General features: G+C 59.1%; 15 protein-coding genes and 1 other RNA gene. 15 read left to right on the forward strand and 1 reads right to left on the reverse strand.

The window, feature by feature from the left end:
- Window positions 1-90 precede the first annotated feature (90 nt).
- The 5 genes from H7C18_RS06710 to H7C18_RS06730 all read left to right on the forward strand — a co-directional run bounded on the left by H7C18_RS06710 (window position 91) and on the right by H7C18_RS06730 (window position 8,574).
- Window positions 91-999 (forward strand): carbohydrate ABC transporter permease, encoded by a 909-nt coding sequence (locus H7C18_RS06710; protein WP_337913041.1) that lies wholly within the window; start codon window positions 91-93, stop codon window positions 997-999.
- A 59-nt stretch (window positions 1,000-1,058) separates the two neighbouring features.
- Entirely contained in the window at window positions 1,059-3,470 is a 2,412-nt protein-coding gene (locus H7C18_RS06715; RefSeq protein WP_185128263.1) for a discoidin domain-containing protein, read from the forward strand.
- Between the two features lie 95 nt (window positions 3,471-3,565).
- On the forward strand, window positions 3,566-4,993 hold the full coding sequence (locus tag H7C18_RS06720; protein WP_185128264.1) for a DUF4185 domain-containing protein: 1,428 nt from the start codon (window positions 3,566-3,568) through the stop codon (window positions 4,991-4,993).
- A gap of 20 nt (window positions 4,994-5,013) precedes the next feature.
- Complete coding sequence (locus tag H7C18_RS06725; RefSeq protein WP_185128265.1) at window positions 5,014-5,955, forward strand: ROK family protein; 942 nt, start codon at window positions 5,014-5,016, stop codon at window positions 5,953-5,955.
- 9 nt (window positions 5,956-5,964) lie between these two features.
- Window positions 5,965-8,574, forward strand: coding sequence for a glycoside hydrolase family 38 N-terminal domain-containing protein (locus H7C18_RS06730; RefSeq protein ID WP_185128266.1), 2,610 nt, complete (start codon window positions 5,965-5,967; stop codon window positions 8,572-8,574).
- Between the two features lie 1,366 nt (window positions 8,575-9,940).
- Here the strand turns inward: H7C18_RS06730 and H7C18_RS06735 are convergent.
- Window positions 9,941-10,837, reverse strand: coding sequence for an AraC family transcriptional regulator (locus H7C18_RS06735; protein ID WP_185128267.1), 897 nt, complete (start codon window positions 10,835-10,837; stop codon window positions 9,941-9,943).
- Window positions 10,838-11,006: 169 nt separating this feature from the next.
- On the opposite strand from H7C18_RS06735, the gene H7C18_RS06740 reads away from it, so the two are divergent.
- The 10 genes from H7C18_RS06740 (at window position 11,007) to H7C18_RS06785 (ending at window position 24,659) form a co-directional block, all read left to right on the forward strand.
- Window positions 11,007-12,746, forward strand: coding sequence for a class I mannose-6-phosphate isomerase (locus H7C18_RS06740; protein WP_185128268.1), 1,740 nt, complete (start codon window positions 11,007-11,009; stop codon window positions 12,744-12,746).
- 12 nt (window positions 12,747-12,758) lie between these two features.
- Entirely contained in the window at window positions 12,759-13,703 is a 945-nt protein-coding gene (locus tag H7C18_RS06745; protein WP_185128269.1) for an ROK family protein, read from the forward strand.
- A 74-nt stretch (window positions 13,704-13,777) separates the two neighbouring features.
- Window positions 13,778-14,014, forward strand: coding sequence for a preprotein translocase subunit SecG (gene secG, locus H7C18_RS06750; RefSeq protein ID WP_185128270.1), 237 nt, complete (start codon window positions 13,778-13,780; stop codon window positions 14,012-14,014).
- A 185-nt stretch (window positions 14,015-14,199) separates the two neighbouring features.
- Window positions 14,200-17,073 carry a ribonuclease R gene (gene rnr / locus H7C18_RS06755; RefSeq protein WP_185128365.1) on the forward strand — a complete coding sequence of 958 codons (2,874 nt, stop codon included), beginning with the start codon at window positions 14,200-14,202 and terminating at the stop codon, window positions 17,071-17,073.
- 97 nt (window positions 17,074-17,170) lie between these two features.
- Window positions 17,171-18,139 carry an aspartate carbamoyltransferase gene (gene pyrB, locus H7C18_RS06760; RefSeq protein WP_337913045.1) on the forward strand — a complete coding sequence of 323 codons (969 nt, stop codon included), beginning with the start codon at window positions 17,171-17,173 and terminating at the stop codon, window positions 18,137-18,139.
- Between the two features lie 93 nt (window positions 18,140-18,232).
- Window positions 18,233-18,715 (forward strand): SsrA-binding protein SmpB, encoded by a 483-nt coding sequence (gene smpB, locus H7C18_RS06765; RefSeq protein WP_185128271.1) that lies wholly within the window; start codon window positions 18,233-18,235, stop codon window positions 18,713-18,715.
- A 204-nt stretch (window positions 18,716-18,919) separates the two neighbouring features.
- Window positions 18,920-19,284, forward strand: a transfer-messenger RNA (tmRNA) gene (gene ssrA / locus H7C18_RS06770).
- Between the two features lie 539 nt (window positions 19,285-19,823).
- Window positions 19,824-20,534: a DUF3800 domain-containing protein gene (locus tag H7C18_RS06775; protein ID WP_185128272.1), complete on the forward strand. Its 711-nt coding sequence runs from the start codon at window positions 19,824-19,826 to the stop codon at window positions 20,532-20,534.
- 564 nt (window positions 20,535-21,098) lie between these two features.
- Complete coding sequence (locus H7C18_RS06780) at window positions 21,099-24,269, forward strand: DEAD/DEAH box helicase (RefSeq protein ID WP_185128273.1); 3,171 nt, start codon at window positions 21,099-21,101, stop codon at window positions 24,267-24,269.
- Window positions 24,270-24,296: 27 nt separating this feature from the next.
- On the forward strand, window positions 24,297-24,659 hold the full coding sequence (locus H7C18_RS06785) for a DUF423 domain-containing protein (RefSeq protein WP_185128274.1): 363 nt from the start codon (window positions 24,297-24,299) through the stop codon (window positions 24,657-24,659).
- Window positions 24,660-24,662: the final 3 nt, after the last annotated feature.

Consider the following 24,662-nt stretch of genomic DNA (forward strand, 5'->3'; position numbering starts at 1 on the left):
CCGATGGTCCATTGCGCTCTTGGCGCCGCATCTCGCCGTCTTTTCTAAAGAACGGCGAGGAATGACGACGAAGGAGAAGGAGGAATCGCCGTGCGCGCCCGCCGTCCGATGAAGCTCAGCACGAGAGAGGCACTGAACGGCTATCTGTTTTTCTCGCCGGGGCTGATCGGGTTCCTCGTGTTTATGGGGTTCCCGATCGCATTTTCGCTCTACCTTAGCTTTACTTCCTACAACATTTACAGCGCCCCCAAATGGATCGGGCTGCTAAATTACAAGATCCTGTTCACCCAGGATTCGCTGTTCCTCAAAAGTCTTGGCAACACGCTCTATTACGTGGCGTTCAGCGTTCCGCTGAGCACGGTGCTCGGCATCCTGGTCGCGCTGCTGATGAACCAGAAGGTATGGGGCATTCGGGCGTTCCGCACGATCTTCTTCCTGCCCAGCGTCGTCTCCGGCGTCGCCGTCGCGCTGCTGTGGCAGTGGATTCTCGACGGCAACTTCGGCCTGCTGAACACATTCCTGTCTCACTTCGGCATCGTCGGCCCGGGCTGGCTTACCGATGAGGCGTGGTCGAAGCCGTCCATGGTGCTGATGAACCTGTGGGCGGTCGGCGGCACGATGATCGTCTACCTCGCCGGCCTGCAGGGCGTGCCGAGAAGCTTGTACGAGGCGGCCACGATGGACGGGGCGGGACGGATCCGGCAGTTCTGGAACGTGACGCTTCCGATGCTGACGCCGACGATTTTTTTCAACGTCATCATGGGCGTGCTCGGCGGCTTCCAGGTGTTCATTCAAGCCTACATCATGACGGGCGGCGGACCGAACAACTCGACGATGTTCTATGCGCTGTATCTGTATAACAAAGCGTTCAAAGATTTGCAGATGGGCTACGCCTCCGCGATGGCTTGGGTGCTGCTGGCCATTACGCTGGTGCTGACGCTGGTGATTTTCAAGACAAGTACGAAATGGGTGTATTACGAAGGCTCCGACCAGCGATGAAGCCGGCGCGTCCGGGTCCAAAGCCCGCGAGGGCCAAAAGAGAGGCGGAGAACTTGCGGATGGGCAAACGCGGACGGATCGCGGCAACGCTCTTCGCGGCCGCGCTGCTGATCGCCGTCGCCTGCTGGACCGCCTTCGGGCGCGGATGGGGCGGCGGCAAGGCTGCGCATGCGGAAGCCGCGGCTGCCTACGGAGCGTGGATCGCGGACGTCCGGGCGCAGACGGTTGCGGGAGAAGAACTGGAAGGCGGTTCGGCCGGTCACGCCGTCGATGGCTCGGGCATGTCGGGAGCGGAAGCGAAGTCGCAGACGCACGGCAACGGGCCGGGCACGGCATGGGCGGTCCGGACAAAAGACGGCGAGCGGGCGAGCATCGTATTTGACCTTGGGAGCGTCCAGCCGCTCGGGGAGATGTGGATCTGGAACGGCAACGAACCGGATTCGGATTCGCCGGAAGGCGGCGGGCCCGGCCGGGGACTGAAAGACGTCTCGATCGAGCTGTCGGCGGATGGAGAAGCATGGACCGAATGGCAAGGCGACGGTTACCCGTTCCGGTTCGCCCGGGCGGACGGCTCGGACCGGCTGGCGGCGACGAACCTGGATGACGGGCGCCAAAGTCCCGTCCGCTTCGGGGGCGCGTCTGCCCGATACGTGAGGTTGACTGCGGCGGAAGCGCCGGGCAAGGGCAACTGGATGGCGAACGGGCAAGGCGAAAGAGTCTTCGGCCTGAGCGAGGTGCGCTTCTACCGCTATGCCCGTGAAGTCGTCTACGGGGGCGCGATCGATCCGATCGGCGCCACGGATTCGGGCGGGGATGCGGCGGTGTCGCATCCGGAGAACGCCGTCAACGGGTATGGCATGACGGAACCGCTCGGCCGGGAGGACGGCATCGGCGGTCTCCATGACAACGATGCCCGAGCGATGTGGCTTCTGCGCGCCGACCCTACTGCCGAATCCTGGCTGACGGTCGATCTGGGCGGCACGTATCCGCTGGACGAGATGCGCGTCTGGAACTACGACGGCGCGGGTTCGGACGGTCAGTCGCAGACCGATCGGGGGCTGCGGGACGTCGCCATCTATTATTCGCTGGACGGAAAAGCATGGACGGAGCTGAAGGGCCGGGGTTACCCGTACCGGCTGGCCCGGGCGGACGGATCGAAGCGGCTTGCGGCGACGAACCGGGACGGGGGACAAGGGGCGATCGCCTTCGGCGGCGCTTCGGCCCGCTACGTAAAGCTTGTCCCGCGCGGCGGAGCCGGACAGGGGAATTGGGGAGCGGAGGACGGCGGACAGACGCTGTACGGACTCAGCGAGTTGACTTTTACTTGCGGCTCCGGCGTGGCCGCCGAGCCCGCGCCGGAATGGACCGGCTTGTTCAGCGGCTACGAGGGCTGGACGGGGGCGGACGGCATTTTCTCGATTCCGCTGGACGGAATGGATCGGCCGGGATCCGCCACGGGCTCGTCGAAGACGCTGTTCCTGTTCGGAGATACGTTCGTCGGCCATGTGAATCCGGTATCCAAGACGCGGGAGACAGGCGCGATCGTGCGCAATTCCGTCGCGCTGCTCGGCGGCGCCAAGCCGGATCCCGGCGCTCTCCGATTCGATTGGGCGCCGAAAACGGCCGATCTCTCGCTGTTCTCGCCGCATACGCCGAATGCGGCGAAGGAGCCGGGAAGCTGGTACTGGCTGCAGGACGGGGTGGCCCGAAGCGGGAAGCTGACTTTGTTCCCGCTGCTCATGGCCGCGGATCCGTCGCAGCCGCCGGGCTTTCAGTTCGCGATCCGCGGCGTGGCGCGAATCGAGGTGCCGATCGGCGCGGACGGTCCGGACTACGCGGCCCAGACGCAAGTCGACGCTCCGCTGTACAAGAAGCTGCCGGACGGCGGCGAGATGGCGTTCGGGGCAGGCATTCTGGACAACACGGCCGAGGCGGGAGCTCCTTTTCCCGACGGTTATCTGTACACGTACGGCTACAAAACCGAGACGACAGGCGTGAAAAGGCTGCTCGTCGCCAGGGTCCAAGGCGACCGGTTCGACGATTTCGCGTCGTGGCGCTTCTGGGATGGCCGGGATTGGTCGGAGCGGATCGAGGATGCGGCGCCGCTGCTGGACGGCGTATCGCCCGAATTAAGCGTGACGCCGATGCAGGACGGCCGCTGGAACGGGAAGTACCTGCTCGTCTGCGAGAAGGACTCCGTCGGCGGCACCGTGGCCTATTCGGTCGGAGATTCGCCGGCCGGTCCGTTCGAACCGCTTGTCCCGTTGTACCATACGCCGGAATCGGATGGGGGAGAGGGCGTTATGACCTATAACGCGAAGGCGCACCCCCATCTGTCCGCGAACGGAGATCTGCTCGTCACGTACAACGTCAATTCGACGAGTCAGACCGCCAACATGGCGGACGCCGATATTTACCGCCCCCGCTGGATCCGCGTTCGCGAGATCGCGCCGTCCGGCGAGGGGAAGTGAAGGGCGGTCCGGGAAAATAGAAGCTGAGGAGCGACTTCGAGGCAAGGGCGGGTCGGCCCGCGACTCAACGGACTTTCGAGGAGGTGCCATAGAGGATGAACGACCCTAAGCTGCAGATGCCGCTTCGGAAGGGAGATCCGCTTCCCGCGCAAAGGCTGCGGGGAGCGGATGGAGGGGATTGGGACTTTTACGATTTCGGAGCTTCGTATCCGCTCGAATCGGTACGATGGGAGTTCGAGCCGACGGAAGATGAGAGCGGCCGTATGCGAATCGAGGGCTCGCTCGACGGCAGGACGTGGCTTCCCTGGACGGCGGAGGTTTCCGGCGCGGGCGCAGTCCGCTCGCCGATCCGCTACGTTCGAATAGCCGGCGCTGCGGAACGGGAGCCGGCGTTCTTGGCCGGGACCGGACTGGCGGCGGAGCCGGCCGACGAGTGGACGCAGCTGTTCCACCGCCGGGAAGGCTGGTCCGGCTCGGACGGCATCTATTCGATTCCGCTGAACGGCGTGGAAGCGCCGGGCCGCGCGGCGTCTTCCCGAACGCTGTTCCTGTTCGGGGATACGTTCGTCGGCTCGGTGGACAGGCAGACGGACGAGCGCGTCGGCTACGCGATGATTAACAATTCAATGGCGCTGCTGGACGGCGACCTTCCGGATCCGGCACGGATTTCCTTCCGATGGGGCGAACGGGACGGGAAGCCGGCCGGCGCCATCCTTCCGGCGACGCCGCTCGCGCGATCGCATGAAGGCACCTACTATTGGCTGCAGGACGGCACTTCCGTCGGCGGCAAATTCCACTGCTTCCCGCTCATCGTCGGGCCGAACCCGGATGGGCCGGAAGGCTTCGAGTTTACGGTGCACGGAGTCGCCATGGTGTCCGCGCCGATGGGCGAGGACGGCCCTGAGCTGGCCCGGCAGGAGCAGGCGGACACGCCGCTCTACTTCCGCTCCGCCAATGGCCATACGACATACTTTGGCGCGGCGATTCTGCCGCTGACGGAAGAGGCGGGGGTGCCGAACCCGGACGGCTACGTCTACATTTACGGCCTTCAGCAGAATGGCGGAACGAAGCTGGTCGTCGCGCGGGTTCCCGCCGGCGAGCTGGAGCGGACCGACCGCTGGACGTTCTGGAACGGCAGCGCATGGACGGGGCGGAAAGAAGAATGCGAGCCGGTCGCGCCGGAGACGTCGACCGAGCTGAGCGTAACTCCGCTGTCGGGCGGTTGGCTGGACGGGAAATTCGCGCTCGTTTTTCAGCAAGGGGGGATTCACGGCAACCGGGTGGCCGCGTCGATCGGCGAAAGCCCCGTCGGTCCGTTCGGGCCGGCCATCCCGCTGTTCTACTGTTCCGAGCCGGAAGCGGGCAACGGCATCTACACCTACAACGCCAAAGCGCACCCGCACTTGTCGCGGCCGGGCGAACTGCTGGCCAGCTACAACGTCAACACGACAAGCTGGGAAGCGCACCGGCTGCACGGCGGCATTTACCGTCCGAGGTTCATCCGGATTCGACAGATCGTTTAGGGGATGGGAGTGCTGCAACAATGAGAAAATACGCGATCGTCTTCGACGTCGGCGGCCTGTTCATCAAAGCCGGCGTGCTGGATGAACGGGGCCGGATCGTTCCGGGCACCTATATGATTTATCCTTCCCGGTCGAAGGAGAGCAAGGAGGAGCTGCTCGGGCATTTCGTCGACCTGGTCAAACAGCAGACGAACCGGATTTTGGCGAAGGCGTTCCGGATCGAGGGGATCGGGTACGCTTTTCCCGGGCCGTTCGATTACGACAGAGGCATCAGCTATATCCGGGACGTGGACAAATTCGAAGCGATCTATGGCGTGAACTTGCACGACGAGCTGACTCACCGGCTCGCGCAAGAGGGGGCGTTCGCCGGCAAGCGCGCCCCCGATTTCCGAATCGTGTTCGAGAACGACGCCAATCTGTTCGCGCTGGGCGAATACGAGGTCGGCAAAGCGTCCCGTTACGCCAAGTCGATCTGTCTGACGATCGGGACAGGGGCCGGCTCGGCGTTCCTGGAGCGGGGCAGGTTGGTCAAGAACCGTTCCGACGTGCCGGAGAACGGCTGGATCTACAACCAGCCGTTCCGGGACTCGGTCGTGGACGACTATATCTCCAAGCGGGGCATCTTCCGGCTGATGCAGCAAGCCGGGCTCGACGCCGACGTGTCGGACGTCAAGAGCGCCGCCGACCTGGCGAAAGCCGGAGACGAGCGGGCCGCCGCCGTTTTCCGCCGGTTCGGCGGCATGATCGGCGAGATGCTGCTGCCGTTTCTCCGGTCGTTCCGGCCGGAAGCGGTAGTCATCGGAGGCCAGATCGTCAAAAGCCAGGAGCTGTTCCTGGACAGCGTCCGGGAGGCGGTGCGGGATTTTCCGGTCGCGCTCGAGGTGTCCGACGAGACGTCGCTCAGCGCGTTCGCGGGGGTCTCCCGGCTGCTTCGGGAACAGAAGAACGCCATACGGAAATGAGGGTGAATCATGTCTAAAATCCGCGAAATTCTCGTTTATCATCACAGCCATTTGGACGTAGGGTACACCCATCCGCAGCCGGTGCTGTGGGAGCTTCAGAAAACGTTCATCGACCAGGCCATCGATCTGTGCGAACGAACGGCGGACGAACCGGCCGAAGAGCGTTTCTATTGGACGTGCGAGGCGACCGCGCCGGTCATTCGCTGGCTGGAGACGGCGGAGGAGCGTCAGATCCGACGCTTCGAGGCGTTCGTGAAAAGCGGGCAAATTTGCCTGACGGCCAACGACATTCACAGCACGCCGCTCGCTTCGGCCGAGGAAATGATGCGTTCGCTGTATCCGGTCCGCCGGCTGCGAGAGCGCTTCGGGGTGCCGATTCGCACCGCCATCAACCACGACGTCAACGGCCAGCCCTGGACGTTCTCGCAGGTGCTGGCGGACGCCGGCATCGAGCTTTACACGACGGGAATCAACATCCACTTCGGCGGCATTCCGCTGAGCCGGCCGAGCGTTTTCAGGTGGGAGACGCCGGATCGGAGGGAGCTGCTGACGTTCCATGGCGAGCATTACTCGCTGTTTACGCAGTTCGGCGAGCTGTGGGAGAACGATCTGGAGAAAATGAAGGCCGGCCTCGATCGCTACATGAACCGTTTGGAGAGCGAAGGCTACCCGCACGATTTTCTCTATCTGTCGGCCACCAATATCCCGATGCTGGACAACACGCCTCCCGATCAGGAGCTGCTGGCCATCATCCGCCGCTGGAACGAAGCCGGGCTCGGTCCGGTCATCCGCATGGCGACGCCGGAGATGCTGCTGGACCGCCTGAAGCGGCTTCCGGGCGAGCAGGTGCCGGTCCATCCGGGGGATTGGACCGACTACTGGAATTTCGGCGCCGCCAGCTCCGCGGACGAGACGCGGCTGAGCCGCCGCTCCAAAGCCGCTCTGCAAAGCGCGGAATTTCTCGCCGCTTTCCGGAAGGCGCCGACAGGCGCGTCGGAGACCGCGCTGTACCGGGAAGCTTGGGATCAGGTCAAGCTGTACGACGAGCATACGTGGGGCGCCAATATCTCCGTGACCGGTCCCGATACGACGTACACGAAGGTGCTGTGGGGCCATAAGGCGCATTTCGCCCACCAGGCGAACAGCGTCTCCGGCTATTTGCTCAACCGCGAGATGGAAAGCTTCGCCGGCAATCCGCCGCAGTCGGGGCCGCCGGAAGGCGTGCTGCTCGTGAATCCGACAGCGTTCGAGCAAACGATTGACGTTCGCTTGCCGGGAGGCTGGTATCACGAAGGCCGGCATACGGCGGGCGCGCGTTTCCACTACCATCGCAACAACGATAGCGCCGACTTCTCGGCTCCGGTCGCGGGTACGGCGGTTCTGCCTCCTTTCAGCTGGCGGAAAATCCCGTTGAAGTCGCTTGGCGGCATCGGCAAGGAGCGGGGAGCGATCTCGCTGTCGGAAGGCCGAATCGAGACTCCGTACTATCTTCTGAGCTACGACCCGGGCACCGGACGGATTACCGGGCTTACGGAGCGATCGTCGAACTGGCCGATGATCGACCCGGGCAGCGATTGGACCTGGTTCCAATATGTCCGCGAGACGCCGGATCCGCTGCGGAACCCGCGCCTGCGAACCACCCTGTTCAACCGCGACGTCGACAAGTGCAACAACAGCATCAGCTGCTGGAACCGCGACTGGGTCGCCGAACGCCGGGGAGCGACGCGGCTGCTGAGCTGCTCGGCGGCCGAGCACGACGACGGGGCGACGCTGACGCTCGTCTGGGAGGCGCCCGGCGTGCGGCGGCTGGAGCAGCGGATCACGCTGTTCCGCGATCGTCCCGAGATCGAACTCCGCGCGGAGCTCGACAAGACGGACGACCGGGAGCCGGAGTCGATTTACTTCGCTTTCCCGCTTCGTCTGGACGCGGGCTGGGATGCCGTATTCGATTCGGCGGAGACGCTCGTCCGGCTGGACGACGACCAATTGCCGGGCGTCAGCCGGGACTGGGTGACGGTCGACCGGGCGGTGTCGGTGTTCGACGGCCGCCGCGGCGTAACGCTGGCTTGCCCGGACGCGCCGCTCGTGCAGATCGGCGGCTTCAACTTCGGCCGCGAGAGCGCCGCCATCCCCCGGGAGGCGAACCCGATGCTGCTGGCCTGGCCGCTCAACAACTACTGGGACACCAACTTCCGCGCCAGCCAGCCCGGTCCGCTCTCGTTCAAGTACGTCATCACCCCGTTCGAGCGGTTCGAGCCGGCGGAGATGGTCCGCCGGGGCGTCGAGGCGTCGCTTCCGGTGCAGCTGTTCCCCGCGATTGGTTGCGCGGAAGAGACGGGCGGCACCCTGCTCGAAGTAACGGGCGAAGGCGTGACGGCGACGTATGTAAAGCCGGCCGAAGACGGAGACGGCATCATCGTCCGGCTCCATCGGGGCCGGAACGGCGCTCCTTCGGCGCCTTTCACGGTGCGGGTACCCGGCGCCTCGGTCCAGCGCGCGTTCCGCGCTAATGCGCTGGAGTCGAATGTCTCCGAGCTGGACGTGTCGGGCGACGTTGCCCGGGGCACGCTGGAAGCAGGCGGCTTGGCGACGGTTCGCATCTGCTTTTCACGTGCTTAAATAAGAACAGCGACGGTCCTGGACTGCCGCTGTTTTTTATTGGTACTCGTGCTGGCCGATTGCGATTCAAAACATCGCAACAGGCACTGGTGAAGGCTGCTTCGCCAACGGATGCGATGCTAAACATCGTATCGCGCGCCCCAAGCCTCGGAATAGATGCATAACGAGGAAGTTTAACGATATGAAACATCGTAACGACCGCGCAACATGGCCGCTTACCGACGCATGCGATACAAAACAACGTATCTCATGCCTCTTGCTTCTTGTGCTGGCTGTAACGTTCCTCTAACGAAACTAAGAGACGCTATTCGAACAAAATCGGGGGTTCCCGGAACGTAACGAATCTCAGAGCGCTTATTTGGTGGAATCTCGCGGCTTTTCGGACGAGAGCGTGTCGATAGGGTCGCTCAGATTCGTTAAAAATTCAAATCTCTTCGCCGAATCTCTAACGAAACGGAGCGACGCTATTCGGGCAAAATCAGGGGCTCCCGGAACGTAACGAATCTCAGAGCGCTTATTTGGTGGAATCTCGCGGCTTTTCGGACGATAACGTACCGATAGGGTCGATCAGTTTCGTTAGAAATTCAAATCTCTTCGCCGAATCTCTAACGAAACGGAGCGACGCTATTCGAGGCAAATCGGGGGGGCGCGGAACGTAACGAATCTCAGAGCGCTTATTTGGTGGAATCTCGCGGCTTTTCGGACGAGAACGTGCCGATAAGGTCGCTCAGATTCGTTAAAAATTCAAATCCGCGAAAATCGGCCCCATAAGAACTCTCAGTTTCGTTAAAAGGCGCGGGATGCGAGGCCGTGAGGATGCGAAGCTGTAAAGTCGCGAGGCCGCGAAGCCGTGAGAATGCGAAGACGCGAAGCCACGAGAAGGCGAAGACGCTAAGCCTTGGGGACGTAAGGCCGTGAGTCAACGGAGCACACGTCTTCGCCGAATCTCTAACGAAACGAAGCGACGCTATTCGGGCAAATTCAGGGGTTCGCAAAACGTAACGAATCTCAGAGCGCTTATTTGGAGGAAACTCGCGGCTTTTCAGACGATAACGTGCCGATAAGGTCGCTCAGATTCGTTAAATATTCAAATCCACGAAAATCGGCCCAATAAGAGCGCTGAGTTTCGTTAGAGCCACGGAACGCGAGATCCTAAGGCGAACCAAACCCAAATCCGAACCAAACCCAAATCCGAACCAAACCCAAATCCAAACCAAACCCGAATCCAAACCAAACCCGAATCCAAACCAAACCCGAATCCAAACCAAACCCAAATCCGAACCCAAACCCGAACCCAAACCCGAACCCAAACCCGAGCCTGAGCCAAAGGGATATCCGCGCTAAGGGAGCCCGGCCCAGACACGCGTCAGAACGTCTCCGAATTCTTCAGCTTCTTCAGGAACTGGCCCGGGGGCTCGCCCATCTCCGACTTGAACACCGTGGTGAAGTAGTGCACGGTGTCGAAGCCGCACTCCTCGGCGATGCGCTTGATCGACCACTCGGTGCCGGTCATGAGGGAGACGGCGTGCCGGATGCGCTCTTTGCGGACGTAGACGGAATAGGATTGTCCAAGTTCTTCTGCGAATAAGCGCGACAAGTGGCGGGAGGAGACGTGCAGGTAGTCCGCCACGGATGAGAGCTTCAGTTCCTGAGCCAGGTTGTCGCGGATATAGAGCTTGGCCCGGTGCACGAGAGTGGAGGCGGACGGATGCAAGGTCGGCGCCTTGACCGCGTCCCGCCGGTCGTCGAAAGCGTTCTCGAACGACGTCAATAGCGAGCAAGCGAGCCCGAGCACTCCGTCGTCCAGGAATCGGCGGCTGGCGGACACCTGCTTGAGCAGGGCGAGCCAGATCCATACGGCGGGCAGATTCCCGGCTTCCGGGAGAACGAAGTTGTGCGACTTCTCCAGGCTCCGGAATCGCCGGATTCCCTCCTCGGAAGACTCTCCCGGGATCAGCTCGAACGCGACGAATACGGTATAAAGTTCTTTTTGGCTAATAATCTGATGCTTCAGGTGCGGGCGCGACATGAACAGCGTGCCGGGGCGAAGAGCCCACCGCTCCCCGCCTTCCTCGTACCACCCTTCGCCATCCGCCACGTAACAAATTTCGAAAAAAGAATGCTTATGGACATGGTTCGTCGGAAGGCTCGTTTCTCCGCCCCAATAGTGGACGTAAAACGATAGCTCCGACCCCGTCAAACTGACCGCGTAATCGTTCAGAACGGCATTGCTGTGGTCCAATTCCTGCTGCGTAAATTCCATCGACGAACACCACCCGCTCGGAATATACCCATCATAAAGGAGAGGGAATGCGATTTCAACGAATCGGCGGATCGTGTCCATTTTTTATAAATCGCCGTCCCGTTCATGCAAAGATTCGCCGAAACCGGGTTCCTATAATGAAAGGAAGAATGAGAGGAGGAATCGGAACATGCCGTTCTATGAAAAAGAGCCGGTGATCCGAATCGAAGGCTGCGATGACCGGGCGTGGGCCGGATATGAGGCGATCTCCGAACAACTGGGCAAGCGGATCGATCCGAACAAGCGGAACGTCATCGTCCTCGAATGCTATCCCGGAGTCCGGATCGAGGAAGTGATCCGGGGGCTGCAGGCGCTCCGCCCGGCGCTGGTCGTGCAGTCCGAGGAAGCCGCGCTGGACCGGGATGCCCTGAATGGGCTGCTCGGCCGGTATTTGACGGACGACCGGGTTTTTGGATATATGGCTCCTTTTGCGATTGACGAGTGGTACGATCCGGCGAAGCTGAAGGAACTGGCCGCCCGCATTCGCGGGGTGGAGCGGGGCGTCGTGCTGGTGGCGGGCTTCGGCGCGTCTTTGCTGCTGGAAGAAGATGACGTGCTGGTTTACGCCGACCTGGCCCGCTGGGAGATTCAGCTCCGCTATAGGAGCAAGGAGCTGGGCAATTGGCGCGCGGGCAACGAGGACGAAGATATTCTCCGCAAGTATAAGCGGGGGTTCTTCGTCGAATGGCGAACGGCCGACCGGTTGAAAAGATCGCTGCTGGAGCGCGCAGACTACTATCTGGATACGAACCGTAGGAACGATCCCCGCATGGTGACGGGGAAAGCGCTGCTCTCCGGCATCCGGCAGACGGCGGCGCGTCCGTTCCGCCTCGTGCCGTATTTCGATCCGGGCGTCTGGGGCGGCCATTGGCTGGAGGAGAAGATCGGGCTGGAGCCGAGAGAGCATCCTTACGCCTGGGGCTTCGACGGAGTGCCCGAGGAGAACAGCCTCTATTTCCTGTACGGAGACGTTCGGGTGGAGCTTCCGGCGATCAACGTCGTGTTTTTCCAGCCGGAAGCACTGCTTGGCGAGCGGGTATATGCGCGGTTCGGCGCGGAATTCCCGATCCGCTTCGACTTCCTGGACACGATCGGCGGCCAAAACTTAAGCCTCCAAGTTCACCCGCTGACCGATTACATCCAGGAAAAGTTCGGCATGAAATACACGCAGGACGAGAGCTACTACATGCTGGACGCCAAGGAAGGCGCGGTCGTCTATCTCGGCCTGAAGGAAGAGGCGGATCCCGAAGCGATGATCGCCGACCTGGAACGGGCGCAGCGCGGGGAGGTTTCGTTCCCGGCCGACCAATACGTGAACGTGTTCCCGGCGCGCAAGCACGACCATTTTCCGATTCCGGCGGGCACGGTTCACTGCTCCGGCACGGACGCCATGGTGCTGGAGATCAGCGCGACGCCGTATATTTTCACCTTCAAGCTGTGGGATTGGGACCGGCTCGGCCTGGACGGCAAGCCGCGTCCGGTGCATCTGGAGCACGGCAAGCGCAACATCCGCTGGGAGCGCCGCACCGGCTGGACGGAGAAGAACCTGGTCGGTCGCGTGGAGAAGGTGGCGGAAGGCGAAGGCTGGACGGAAGAGCGCACCGGGCTGCACGAGTTGGAGTTCATCGAGACGCGGCGCCATTGGTTCGAGGGCCGAGTTCCGCACCATACGAACGGCGGGGTACAGGTGCTGAACCTCGTGGAAGGGGACGAAGCGGTAGTGGAGAGTCCTTCGGGCGCTTTCAAGCCGTTCACGATCCGGTATGCGGAGACGTTCATCGTGCCGGCTTCCGTGGGCGAATACACGATCCGGCCGACGGAGCGGAGCGCGGGCCGGCGGTTGGCGACGATCAAGGCGTATGTCCGTTAGGAGGGGCCGCTCGTGAACGTCACCATCGATTTCGGCGGAACGAACATCAAGATCGGCCTCGTCCGGGACGGCGAGGTGTTCGCGAAGACGAGCATCCCCGCGAATTCCGGAGAAGGCATGCTCGCCAGACTGCCGGAAGCGGAGCAGGCCGTGCGCGGGCTGCTGGGTTCGTCGGGAACGGATCTTGCCCAGTGCAAGGGGATCGGTCTGGCGCTTCCGGGCGTGGTCGATCCGGTCCGGAAGACGCTCGTCTCGATCAAGGAGAAGTATACCGACGCGCTCGGGTTCGACTTTGCCGGCTGGACGGAGAGGGCGTTCGGCCTGCCGCCGGTCGTCGAGAACGACGCGCGCGCCGCGCTGTTCGGGGAAGTCGCTTACGGGGCCGCGAAAGGCGAGCGGGATGCGGTGCTCGTCATTTTCGGGACCGGCATCGGCACGGCGGCCATGATGGACGGTCGAATCGTTCGCGGAAGGCATGATCAGGCGGGCATTCTCGGCGGCCATCTGACGACGGACGTCTACGGCCAGGCGTGCGCCTGCGGCAATGCCGGGTGCCTGGAGGCGCAGGCCAGTCATTGGGCGCTGCCGATCCGGGCGGCCAAGCGGCCGGGCTTCGCCGCCAGCCGGCTGGCGCAGCGTACGGATTGGGGCTACGAGGCAGTTATGCAGGACACGCTGGCGGGCGATGAATTCGCGGACCGGCTGCTCGGCGACCTGATCGTCCACTGGAGCGCGGGCATCGTCAATCTGCTGAACGCGTACGATCCGGAAGTCGTCGTGCTCAGCGGCGGCTTGATGAAATCCGCGGACGCGCTGCTGCCGCGCCTGACCGAGCGCATCCTGGCTTCGGCCTGGTTGTCGTGGGGACACCCGCGCTTCGTCGTGGCGGAAGACCCGGAGACGTCGGTGCTGCTGGGAATGTCCTACCTGGCGGAGCAGAACGGTTGTCACCTTTAGGCGCATATGATACAATAGGAATACTGTTTATGCAGATGCATTCGGATGCAAGGTACCGCTGGGGGGTGGAAGCAATGGAAATCGCTTTGAAAATCGTTTTGATCATTTTCTCGCTCGGCCTGATCGGCGTCGTCCTGCTGCAGCGCGGCAAGAGCGCGGGTCTGTCGGGTGCCATCTCCGGCGGAGCGGAGCACCTGTTCGGCAAGCAGAAAGCGCGCGGTCTGGACCTGTTCCTGCAGAGACTGACGGTAGGGCTGGCGATCGGGTTTTTCGTCATGGCGCTTCTGGTCGCTTATTACGTTAAAGCATAATAGGATGAACCAACCGCAAGCGGGAAGCACGGGCTTCCCGCTTTTTTTGTGCATAACGGGGGCTATTGATTCGGGATGGAAGAAAACGGGGGATGAATTGGGGAGGCCCCCATCGGACGGGGGCCCGGTTGCGGGCCGCGAAAAGCGTATATACTAGAAGCAGGATGAGGTGATGCGGTTTGCCAATGTGTACGGAGCAGGAACTGCTCGGCTATATGCGCGAGAAAGCGTACAAGCCGTTGACGTACCAGGAGCTGGAAAAACATTTCGGCATCGAGGATGCCGCCGAATTCAAAGAATTTCTGAGACTTTTGACGACGCTGGAACAAGACGGGAAGATCATGCGGACCCGCACCGAACGCTACGGCGTGCCGGAGCGGATGAACCTGATCCGCGGCCGGCTGCAGGCGCATGCGAAAGGCTTCGCTTTCCTGCTGCCGGACGAGCCGGATCATCCGGACTTGTACATTCATGCGAACGATTTGAAAAGCGCGATGAACGGCGACATCGTCCTCGGACGGGTAACGTCCAAGAGCGAAGGCGGCACCCGGCTGGAAGGCGAAGTGGTGCGCATCGTCAAGCGCGCCGTCACGCAAATCGTCGGCGTGTTCGAGAACCATGAGAGCTACGGCTTCGTCATTCCGGACGACAAGCGGATCAACAAGGACGTTTTTATCCGGAGCGAAGCTTTCATGGGCGCGGTGACCGGTCAGAAGGTCGTCGCGAACATTATTCATTATCCGGAAGGACGCTCGGCGGCGGAGGGCGAGATTGTCGAGATTCTCGGGCACAAGGACGATCCGGGGGTCGACATTCTGAGCATTATCCGCAAGCACGGGCTGCCCGAGCAGTTCCCGGAAGAAGCGATGCGCGAGGCGGAGGCGGCTCCGGACTCCATCACGGAGGAGGAGATCGTCGCCCAAGGCCGGCGCGACCTGCGCGGCAAGACGATCGTTACGATCGACGGCGAAGATGCGAAGGATCTGGACGACGCGGTGAACGTGGAGCGGCTGCCGAACGGCAATCTGCTGCTCGGCGTTCATATTGCGGACGTCGGCTACTACGTGCGCGAAAAATCCCGTTTGGACGAGGAAGCCTACAGCCGCGGGACGAGCGTCTATCTCGTCGACCGCGTTATTCCGATGCTGCCGCACCGGCTGTCCAACGGCATTTGCTCGCTCAATCCGAAGGTCGACCGGCTGACGCTGTCGTGCGACATGGAGTTCGATCCGGATACGATGAGGCTCGTCCGCCACGACATCTATACGAGCGTGATTCGGACGACCGAGCGCATGACCTACACGAACGTCCGCAAAATTCTCGTGGACGAAGATCCGGAGCTGCTGGAGCGGTACGCGCCGCTCATCGAGACGTTCCGGACGATGCGGGATCTGGCGATGGCGCTGCGCAGCCGGCGGATGCGCCGGGGAGCGATCGACTTCGACTTCCAGGAATCGAAAGTAATCGTGGACCCCGAAGGGAAACCGGTCGATATCGTCAAAAGAGAGCGTTCGATCGCCGAGCAGATCATCGAGGAATTCATGCTGGCGGCGAACGAGACGGTGGCGGAGCATTTTCACTGGCTGAAGGTGCCGTTCCTTTATCGGATTCACGAAGAGCCGAGCAGCGAGAAGCTGCTGACGTTCATTCAGTTCGCGGCCAACTTCGGTTACGCGGTAAAAGGCAAAGGCAATTCGGTGCATCCGCAGGCGCTGCAGACTTTATTGGAAGAGATTCGCGGCACGAAGGAAGAGACGGTGCTCAGCACGATGATGCTGCGCTCGATGAAGCAGGCGAAGTACGACGCGCAGAGCCTCGGCCACTTCGGATTGGCGGCGGAATTCTACACGCACTTCACGTCGCCGATCCGCCGCTATCCGGACCTGGTCATCCATCGCATCATCCGCGAGGTGCTCGAGAACGGCGGCACGCTGCCGGAGGCGCGGATGGAAGCGCTCGGCGTCCGCATGCCGGACATCGCGCAGCAGTCGTCGGAGCGGGAACGGGTCGCCGTCGACGCGGAGCGGGACACGGAGAAGCTGAAGAAGGCCGAGTTCATGCTCGACAAGATCGGCGAGGAGTTCGACGGCATCATCAGCGGCGTCACAGGCTTCGGCATGTTCGTGGAATTGGACAACACGGTGGAGGGCTTGATCCGGCTCAGCGACATGTCGGACGACTACTACCACTTCCACGAGCTGCATATGGCGCTCATCGGCGAACGCACGTCCAAGGTGTACCGGATCGGCGACGAGGTTCGCATCCGCGTGGCGCGGGTCAACATGGACGAGTACGCGATCGACTTCGAGATGGTCGACATGCGCCCGCGCCAGGCGGGCAGGGTGAACTTCATCGACGCTCGCGGAGCGGGCGCGTTCGGCGGCGCCGGACGGCGGAAAAAGCAGCGCGGCGGCACGGCGGCGGTGTTCGCCGGTCCGGGCGAGAGGGACGGAGCCGGACGAGGCGGCAATCGGCGCGGCGGCGATGAGGGCTCGCGGCGCGGCAAGAAGGGCCGCGGCGAGCGCGTTTTCGTACCGGCCGGCGCGGACGGCGCGGCCGGGCGGGAAGGCGCCCCGGCGGCGAAGCCGGGGCGCAAGGGCTCCGGCGCCCCGAGCGGCGGCAAGCGCGGGGCGCGAGGCGGCGGCGCGAGCGCGGGCGCGGGGCGCGGCCGCGGGGACCGCGGCCGGATGGAGCCGCCGCCGGTGTTCGGCGGGGGCGAGATTATCGGGGAAGGCCGGATGCGGCCGACCAAGGCGCCGATGTCGCGAGACGGCGGCGGTGGCGTAGGCGTAAGCGGGCCGAATCGGGATTCGGCCGACTACGTTCCGCCCCCGGCGAAGCGGGGCAAGGGCGTGTCCCTGGATATGTGGGGACTGCCGGTGTCGTCTTCGCCTCGCCGGAATTACGGCGAGGACGACGAAGGCGGCCGCGGGCGCGGCGGAGCGCCGGGCGGCCGGAAGAAGCATGCCGGCGGAAGCAAGAAGAAAGCGGCCGGCCAGTCCGTGGTCGCCGAGCCCGGCAGCGCGAAGCCGCCGCGGCGCAGGAAACCCAAAAAGTAACGAAAGAAGGGGTCGCCCGCTCATCCGGGATGGCTCCTTTTTACATGTCGGATTTTGTTTTACTTTTGCAGGCGTATCCGATAGGATATTAAATGGTGTGTGGAAGGGAGCGGAGAAGGGAATGATTCAGGTGAAGCCACAATTGTACCACGTGCTGGGCGCGAAGCAGTTCGGCCGTTCGGAGCTGGACGAGCTGTTCGATGCGGCCAGGGAGATGGAAGACGTCGTTCGGGCGGGAGGCAACCGGAGCCACCAGGGACGGATTATGACGACGCTGTTTTTCGAAGCGAGCACGCGGACGCGGCTGTCATTCGAGTCGGCGATGACGCGGCTGGGAGGCAACGTCATCGGAACGGAAAACGCGGCGCAATTCTCGTCCGCGATCAAAGGCGAGACGCTGGAGGATACGATCCGGATCGTCGGCGGGTACAGCGACATTATCGTCATGCGGCATACCGACATCGGAGCGGCGAAGCGGGCGGCGGCGGTCGCAGCGGTTCCGGTCATCAACGCTGGCGACGGCGCGGGCGAGCATCCGACCCAGGCGCTGCTGGATGCGTATACGATCCAGAAAGAAATCGGCCGCATCGACGGCGTGAAAATCGCCATGGTCGGCGATCTTGCTTATGGACGGACGGTCCACTCGCTCAGCTATATTTTGGCCAACTATCAAGACGTCATGATCTACTACATCTCTCCGGAGAACGTCCGCATTCCCGCCTCCGTCAAGCAGTACATGGATGAGAAGGGGATTCGCTACGAGGAGACGACCGACCTCCATGCGGTGGCCGGCTCGATCGACGTGCTGTATCAGACCCGGATCCAGAAGGAACGCTTCCCCTCGGTTGAGGAGTACGAGAAAGCGTCGGGCCAATACATTGTCGACGAAGAGCTGCTGACCCATATGCGCAAAGAATCAATCGTGCTCCATCCGCTGCCCCGGGCCGGCGAAATCGCCGAAGCGGTCGACGATGACCCTCGGGCCGCTTATTTCCGCCAGGCGCAGAACGGATTGTACATTCGCATGGCTTTGGTCGACAAAAGCCTTCGCGGCGTCGGACTTTAAACGATAGATCAAGTTGTTCCCTTGCCACGGCGCGTGGTATAATGATACACCGCCCTTGATAAGGAGATTCCCGCCGAAGGAGATGAGGAGATCATGGGCAAGAAAGATCAGTTCGACAAGCCGCTCGCCCAGAACAAGAAAGCTTCCCACGATTACTTCATCGAGGAAACCTTCGAAGCGGGCATGGTGCTCAAGGGAACGGAGATCAAGTCGCTGCGCGGCGGCCGGGCCAACCTGAGCGATGCGTTCGCGACGATCCGGAACGGCGAGATGTTCTTGCACAATATGCATATCAGTCCCTTCGAGCAGGGCAATCGGCACAATCCGACCGATCCGACGCGTGCGCGCAAACTGCTTATGCACAAAGTGCAGATCAATAAGCTGTACGGCCTGTCCCGTCAGGAAGGCTACACCATCGTTCCGCTGAAGGTGTACGTGCGCAACGGTTTTGCCAAATGCCTGATCGGCTTGGGCAAGGGCAAGAAGAATTACGACAAACGCGAATCCGCCGCCAAAAAGGATGCGCAGCGGGACATCCAGCGCGCCCTTCGCGAAAAGCAGAAAGTCAGCCATTAATTGTGGCAGCACTTCTGTGGTCCGGCAAGCAGCAATCGCCAACGCTGGCAGCAAGAAGATGCGGTTTTTCGGTGGGATCCGTGGTATACTAGATAAGCACCAATGCAAGAACTGCCGTCATGCAAGCCGATCGAATCGATCGATTGTGTCGACGACAACCGTCCGTTCCATCCGGCTAAGCGCCGTGATGGCGGCCTTCTATCTGGGGGCGTTTATGGATTCGACGGGGATAGTTCGAGCATGGGTAGCGGGTAGTGGGGCTGCGTCCGCTTCATCAACGCGGAAAGCCAATTAACTGGCAACCAAAAACAACAACTCGCTCTCGCAGCTTAATAACCTGTGATGCGGCTCCTACCTTCCATCGCCCATGTGGCGGGATAGGGGCTCAACTTTAGTGGGATACGCCGATTAGTCTCCGCCTGGGGCTGACGGAAGAAGACAATCAGGCTGACCCGAAGGGGACCCGGTTACGGGGGGCCTCTAGGGTGACATCAAATCCGTGACTACACCCGTAGAAGCCTATGTGGCGTTGTCTTCGGACAGGGGTTCGACTCCCCTCGCCTCCACCAACATGAAAGCCAGCCGCACGAGGCTGGCTTTTTTGCGTAGAGCGAGGGGCATCGCCCCGAATCCGAAGGAGGACAGGGGTTCGACCGCGCGCAGGTCTGCGAATGCAGACCGAGCACGGCATCTGATTCTACCGAAGCGCTCTGCTTCGTCGAATGGACTTCGTCAGCAAGTTCAATCAGGAATCATATACTCCCCTCGCCTCCACCATAAAAACTCTGACCGCATGAGGTCAGAGTTTTTTTGTGGGTGAGAGGAGGGGTACAGCCGCATCCGAAGAAGACAAGGTACGACCAATGCTCAGGAAACAATTAATTTCACTTCGTTGAAAAGAACTTTAATGGACTTTAATCTTCGTGAAAGGCTTTGTATCTGCGTTTTGAAGATGTCAGGATTCTCTTAGTTGAAATACGACAAAGAGAAAAAGTCAACAGATCTTAAGATACATTTATTCTAATAACCAGAAGGAAAATGGTCGAAAATAATCGAAATAAATTATGATGATAGTATGGAGCAAAGACGTTAAAATAAGGAGCATATAATGCATATTTACATGGATGACTCGGGTAATATTGAAGGTCAAGGAAAAGTATATGTTTGGGCGGGCATATCCTTATATAATCAGGATAAAAGCCTAACTAATGCACTTGATCCAATATTTAGCGGTTTTAATAATTCTCCAGGCTACAGAGAGAAAAAAGGGATGGATGCTACGTTTAAGGAGATGGAGGCTGTATTTCGGTGCCTCACGGGATTTTCCACCCTTAGAATTTCATATCTTGTTGTTGATAAAAGTTTGGTTACCAGTAATCAAAAAACATTTGTGAAGGGAGCAGTCTCTAAAGACAAAGAGCAAAGTGAAAATTATTTTCTAAGTAAAGTAGTTAAACGGCTTTCTTTTCCATATGATTCTAATGATAAGCATGTAAATTTGATCATTGATGGTTCACCTAGTCGAGTAGATTCCGTGAATCGCCTACACGAATACCTTTCTGTACGAATTAATTATCCAGATTGGAACACCAGTTACAGTTGGAATAATTTCAAAGTCGTATACGATCCAGGAGTAAACAATCGGCTATTGCAAGCCGTTGACTTTGTTGCAAATCTAATACTTGAGTATTATAAACTTATGGAGTTCGCCTCCAAAAAGAATCCGATTGAAGTTAGAAAATACTGTGCACTTTATTCAATCTTAAAGCCCAAAATAACACATCGACTATATCGTATGAAGGGGATAAGTGTTCTATGACTTATTGAATAGAACGTTCTTCTGGAGTATAATAAATAACGCAAGTGCATATTATATTAATGCAGACATGTCGGAGAGAAGTGGAGCACGAAGTGCTACTTGCCTCGGCCTTCCTCTGAATGGCTGCGACGTGTGTCAGTTTATTTTATGCAACACCAGCACTGAGTAGGACAAACATGTTGAGATTAAGTGGAGCACAAAGTGCTACTTGCCGCGAGGCCTTATCTCAAGTGTAGTTCTGCTCAGTGTTCGCTATTTTTTGATGTCCTAAAAGCCCCACAAGATGACATCAAATCCGTGACTACACCCGTAGAAGCCTATGTGGCGTTGTCTTCGGACAGGGGTTCGACTCCCCTCGCCTCCACCATGTAAAACCCCGACCGCATGAGGTCGGGGTTTTTGCATGGTTGCGAGTGGGGGGTTAATGCAATTAATCATTTATTTAGTTTACGGCGCAAAGTCCAACCGGCTTAAATCGAATTCGAATTGATTAACAGAAAACAAGTAGTAAAATAAATTTGTACGAATGATGGGATAAAGAGCCATTTTGAGGAGTAAGAGATGATGAACCAAGGCCTATATGAACAAGTCATCAACCAACTGACAGCTAACCGACTGTCTGATCTTGACCTTTCCGCCTACGAGATCGGCAAAGAAAAGTTAGACGTCGAGGAAGCGCGGCAGTTGCTCTCCAATTACATCACACTCGTGACGCGTAGGGCCTTGAAGATGGTGCGTGAGCAAACGGCTGCGGACAGTGAGGAGGAGCTCATCCTTGCTCAGGTTCAGACCTGCAACGAGATGATCGCGACGTTGAAGAGCAGCCTTGGGCCTGAGGAATGCGATCAGCTTAAGCTGGACGAGCAAGGGGAAGTCCTTACTTACATATACAGCAAGATCAATCATATCCGATCCTTCAAAAACGAGAAGATCATTCGTCCGGCGACGCCTCTGTCGCAGAGCTCCTTATTCACGGGCGCGCATTCCGAGCCGAACATGCTGCACGAGTTGAAGCACGAGATCGTGACCTCCGACCGGATCGACTTTCTCGTGTCGTTCATCAAGTGGAGCGGATTGCGCATTCTGATGGAGCAACTTGAGAGCTTTACCTCGAATGGCGGTCAGCTCCGAGTCATCACGACAACCTACATGGAGGCAACCGACTACAAAGCGATCGTGGAACTGAGCAAGCTCCCGAACACGGAGATCAAGATCTCTTACGACACGGATCGGACGCGTTTGCACGCCAAGGCGTATGTATTTAAGCGGGACACTGGGTTCACGACGGCATATGTTGGCTCTTCCAATCTTTCTAATCCGGCGCTCACAAGCGGCCTCGAGTGGAACGTAAAGGTTACGGAGAAAGACTCGTACGATGTCTTGAAAAAGATCGAAGCGACCTTCGAGAGCTACTGGAACGATAGGGAATTTAAGACGTTCGTTCCGGATGACAAAGCGCATGAACAACTCCTTTTCCAAGCCCTCTCCAAGAGCAAAACTGCCGAGTCGAATCCGTCGGTTTATTTTCCATTCGAGATTACTCCCTATGATTATCAGAAGGAGATTCTCGAGAAGCTGGAAGCGCAGAGAACGTTATACGATCGGCATTATAACCTTGTCGTAGCGGCGACCGGAGTGGGGAAAACGGTCGTTTCGGCTTTCGATTACAAGCGTTTTGCGGAAAAGCGGACTGAGGCCCGCTTGTTATTCGTCGCACACAGGGAAGAGATTTTGAAGCAGAGTAGGGATACGTTCCGTTATATCGTGAAGAACCTAAACTTCGGGGAGCTGCATGTTGGCAGCAACCAGGCGCAAACGTTGGAGCATTTGTTCATCAGCATCCAGAGCTTTAATTCGATGAGGTTGACGGAGCATACAACGCCAGACTTCTACGATTATATCGTCGTGGATGAATTTCACCATGCGGCGGCGCCTTCTTATCAGAAGCTGCTGTCTTACTATAAGCCGCACATTTTGCTCGGATTGACCGCGACACCGGAAAGAATGGACGGCAAGGATATTCTCGCTTATTTCGACAATACGATTGCTGCTGAGATCCGACTGACTGATGCGATCGATCGGAAACTTCTCAGTCCGTTCCAGTATTTCGGCGTAACGGACCAGGTGGATCTGACTCAAGTGAAGTGGTCGAGGCGCGGGTACGATCTGGCCGAATTGGAGAGCCTCTATACGAATAACAAGATTCGGGCGGTCCAGATTCTAAACAGCATGAGAAAATACGTTACGGACATGGATCAGGTCAAAGGGCTTGGCTTCTGCGCAGGCGTGGACCATGCCAAGTATATGGCGAAGGTTTTTGAAGAGGCAGGCATTTCGGCAATTGCGCTTCATGGCGGATCCGGCGACGAGGAAAGGCAGCAGGCCAAGGCTCGTCTTACGAATGGCGAGATCAAGATGATCTTCGTGGTCGATCTGTACAACGAAGGGGTCGACATTCCGGCCGTTAACACGATTCTGTTCCTTCGTCCGACGGAGAGCTTGACCGTTTTCCTACAGCAGTTGGGACGCGGTCTTCGTCTTGCCGAAGGCAAAGAATGCCTAACGGTGCTGGACTTTATCGGGCAGGCGCACCAGGAGTACAATTTTCAAGATAAGTTCCGGGCTCTGATCGGGCATACGAAGCACTCGGTTCAGCATTACGTCGAGCAAGGCTTCTCGAGCTTGCCGCGGGGGAGCTTCATTCAACTGGAGAAGCAAGCGAAGGCTTATATTCTCGGGAGTTTGAAGCAAGCTGTCATAAGCCGCAGAAGCTTAATTAACAAAATGAAATACTTTGAAGAGGATTCGAGGCTGCAGCTGTCGCTTGAGAACTTCATCGGTTATCATGGGTTGAGCTTGTACGAATTGTATGGCGGCCGGACGGGGAACCGGACGTTTACCGGCTTGCAGGAGGAAGCGGGAGTCGCGGAAGCAAGGGCGGGGTATACTTGGGAGAATGCCAATATCGTGGCGAAAAGAGTTCCTGCGCTGCTGAACATCAATTCGCGGAGATGGATCAAGTTCCTGCTCACTTACCTTCAGGAAGGCACGCTCCCCGGCTCGGAAGAAGAACGGCTCATGATGAACATGCTTTATTACACCTTTTACCGAACCGAGCCATCCCGGAATGGATATGCCAGTGCGCACGAAGCCATTCAAGCCGCTCTTGCTTACCCGGCTTTCCGCGAAGAAGTCGTTCAGATTCTGAAGATCGAGCTGGCCCACCTGGATTTCGTGGACAAGCCGAATGATTTTCCATACGCATGCCCGCTCGATGTCCATTGCACCTATTCCATGGACCAGATTCTCGCGGCATTCGGGTATTGGAACGAGGAGAAGGCGCCGAGCTTCCGCGAGGGCGTAAAGTATTTCGAGGATAAACAGACGGATATCTTCTTTATCACGTTAAACAAGTCCGACAAAGACTTCTCGCCATCGACTCTCTATGAAGATTATGCGATAAACGAGAGGTTATTTCACTGGCAGACTCAGAGCCGAACGTCCGAGGAGTCGAGGACGGCCCGGCGCTACATTCATCATCGGCAGATGGGGACGCGGATCGCTTTGTTCGTGCGGGAGTACAAGGAGGAGCACAACTTTACGTCTCCATTTGTATTCCTGGGGGAGGCGGAGTATGTGAAGCATGAGGGGAGCAAGCCGATAAGCTTCGTGTGGAGGCTCGCGCACGATATCCCTCCGGGGATGATTCAGGCGGCGAATAAGGTTATTGTATAGAGAAAGAATAAAAGGAGACGAACTCGAGTGCAAACGTTTATCGTACTTGGAAGCATTCTGATGGCTGTCGCGGTTGCGATGGGCGCATTCGGAGCGCATGCGTTAAAGAGCAAGCTTGAACCGGACAAATTGAAAGTATACGAGACAGGCGTACAGTATCATATCATCCACGCTCTTGGCTTGATTGCGGTGGGGTTGCTGGTCAGCCATTATCCGGAAGTCGGCATGATCAAGGTCGCGGGCTGGTTCATGGCGGCGGGGATTGTTCTATTTTCGGGAAGCCTCTATGGGTTGAGCATGAAGAGAATTCGGCTGCTTGGCCCGATTACTCCGCTCGGCGGTTTATCTTTCATAATCGGCTGGGTGCTTGTCGCCGTAGGCGTGATGTAGTTC

Source organism: Cohnella zeiphila (assembly GCF_014212055.1).
GTDB lineage: Bacteria > Bacillota > Bacilli > Paenibacillales > Paenibacillaceae > Cohnella > Cohnella zeiphila.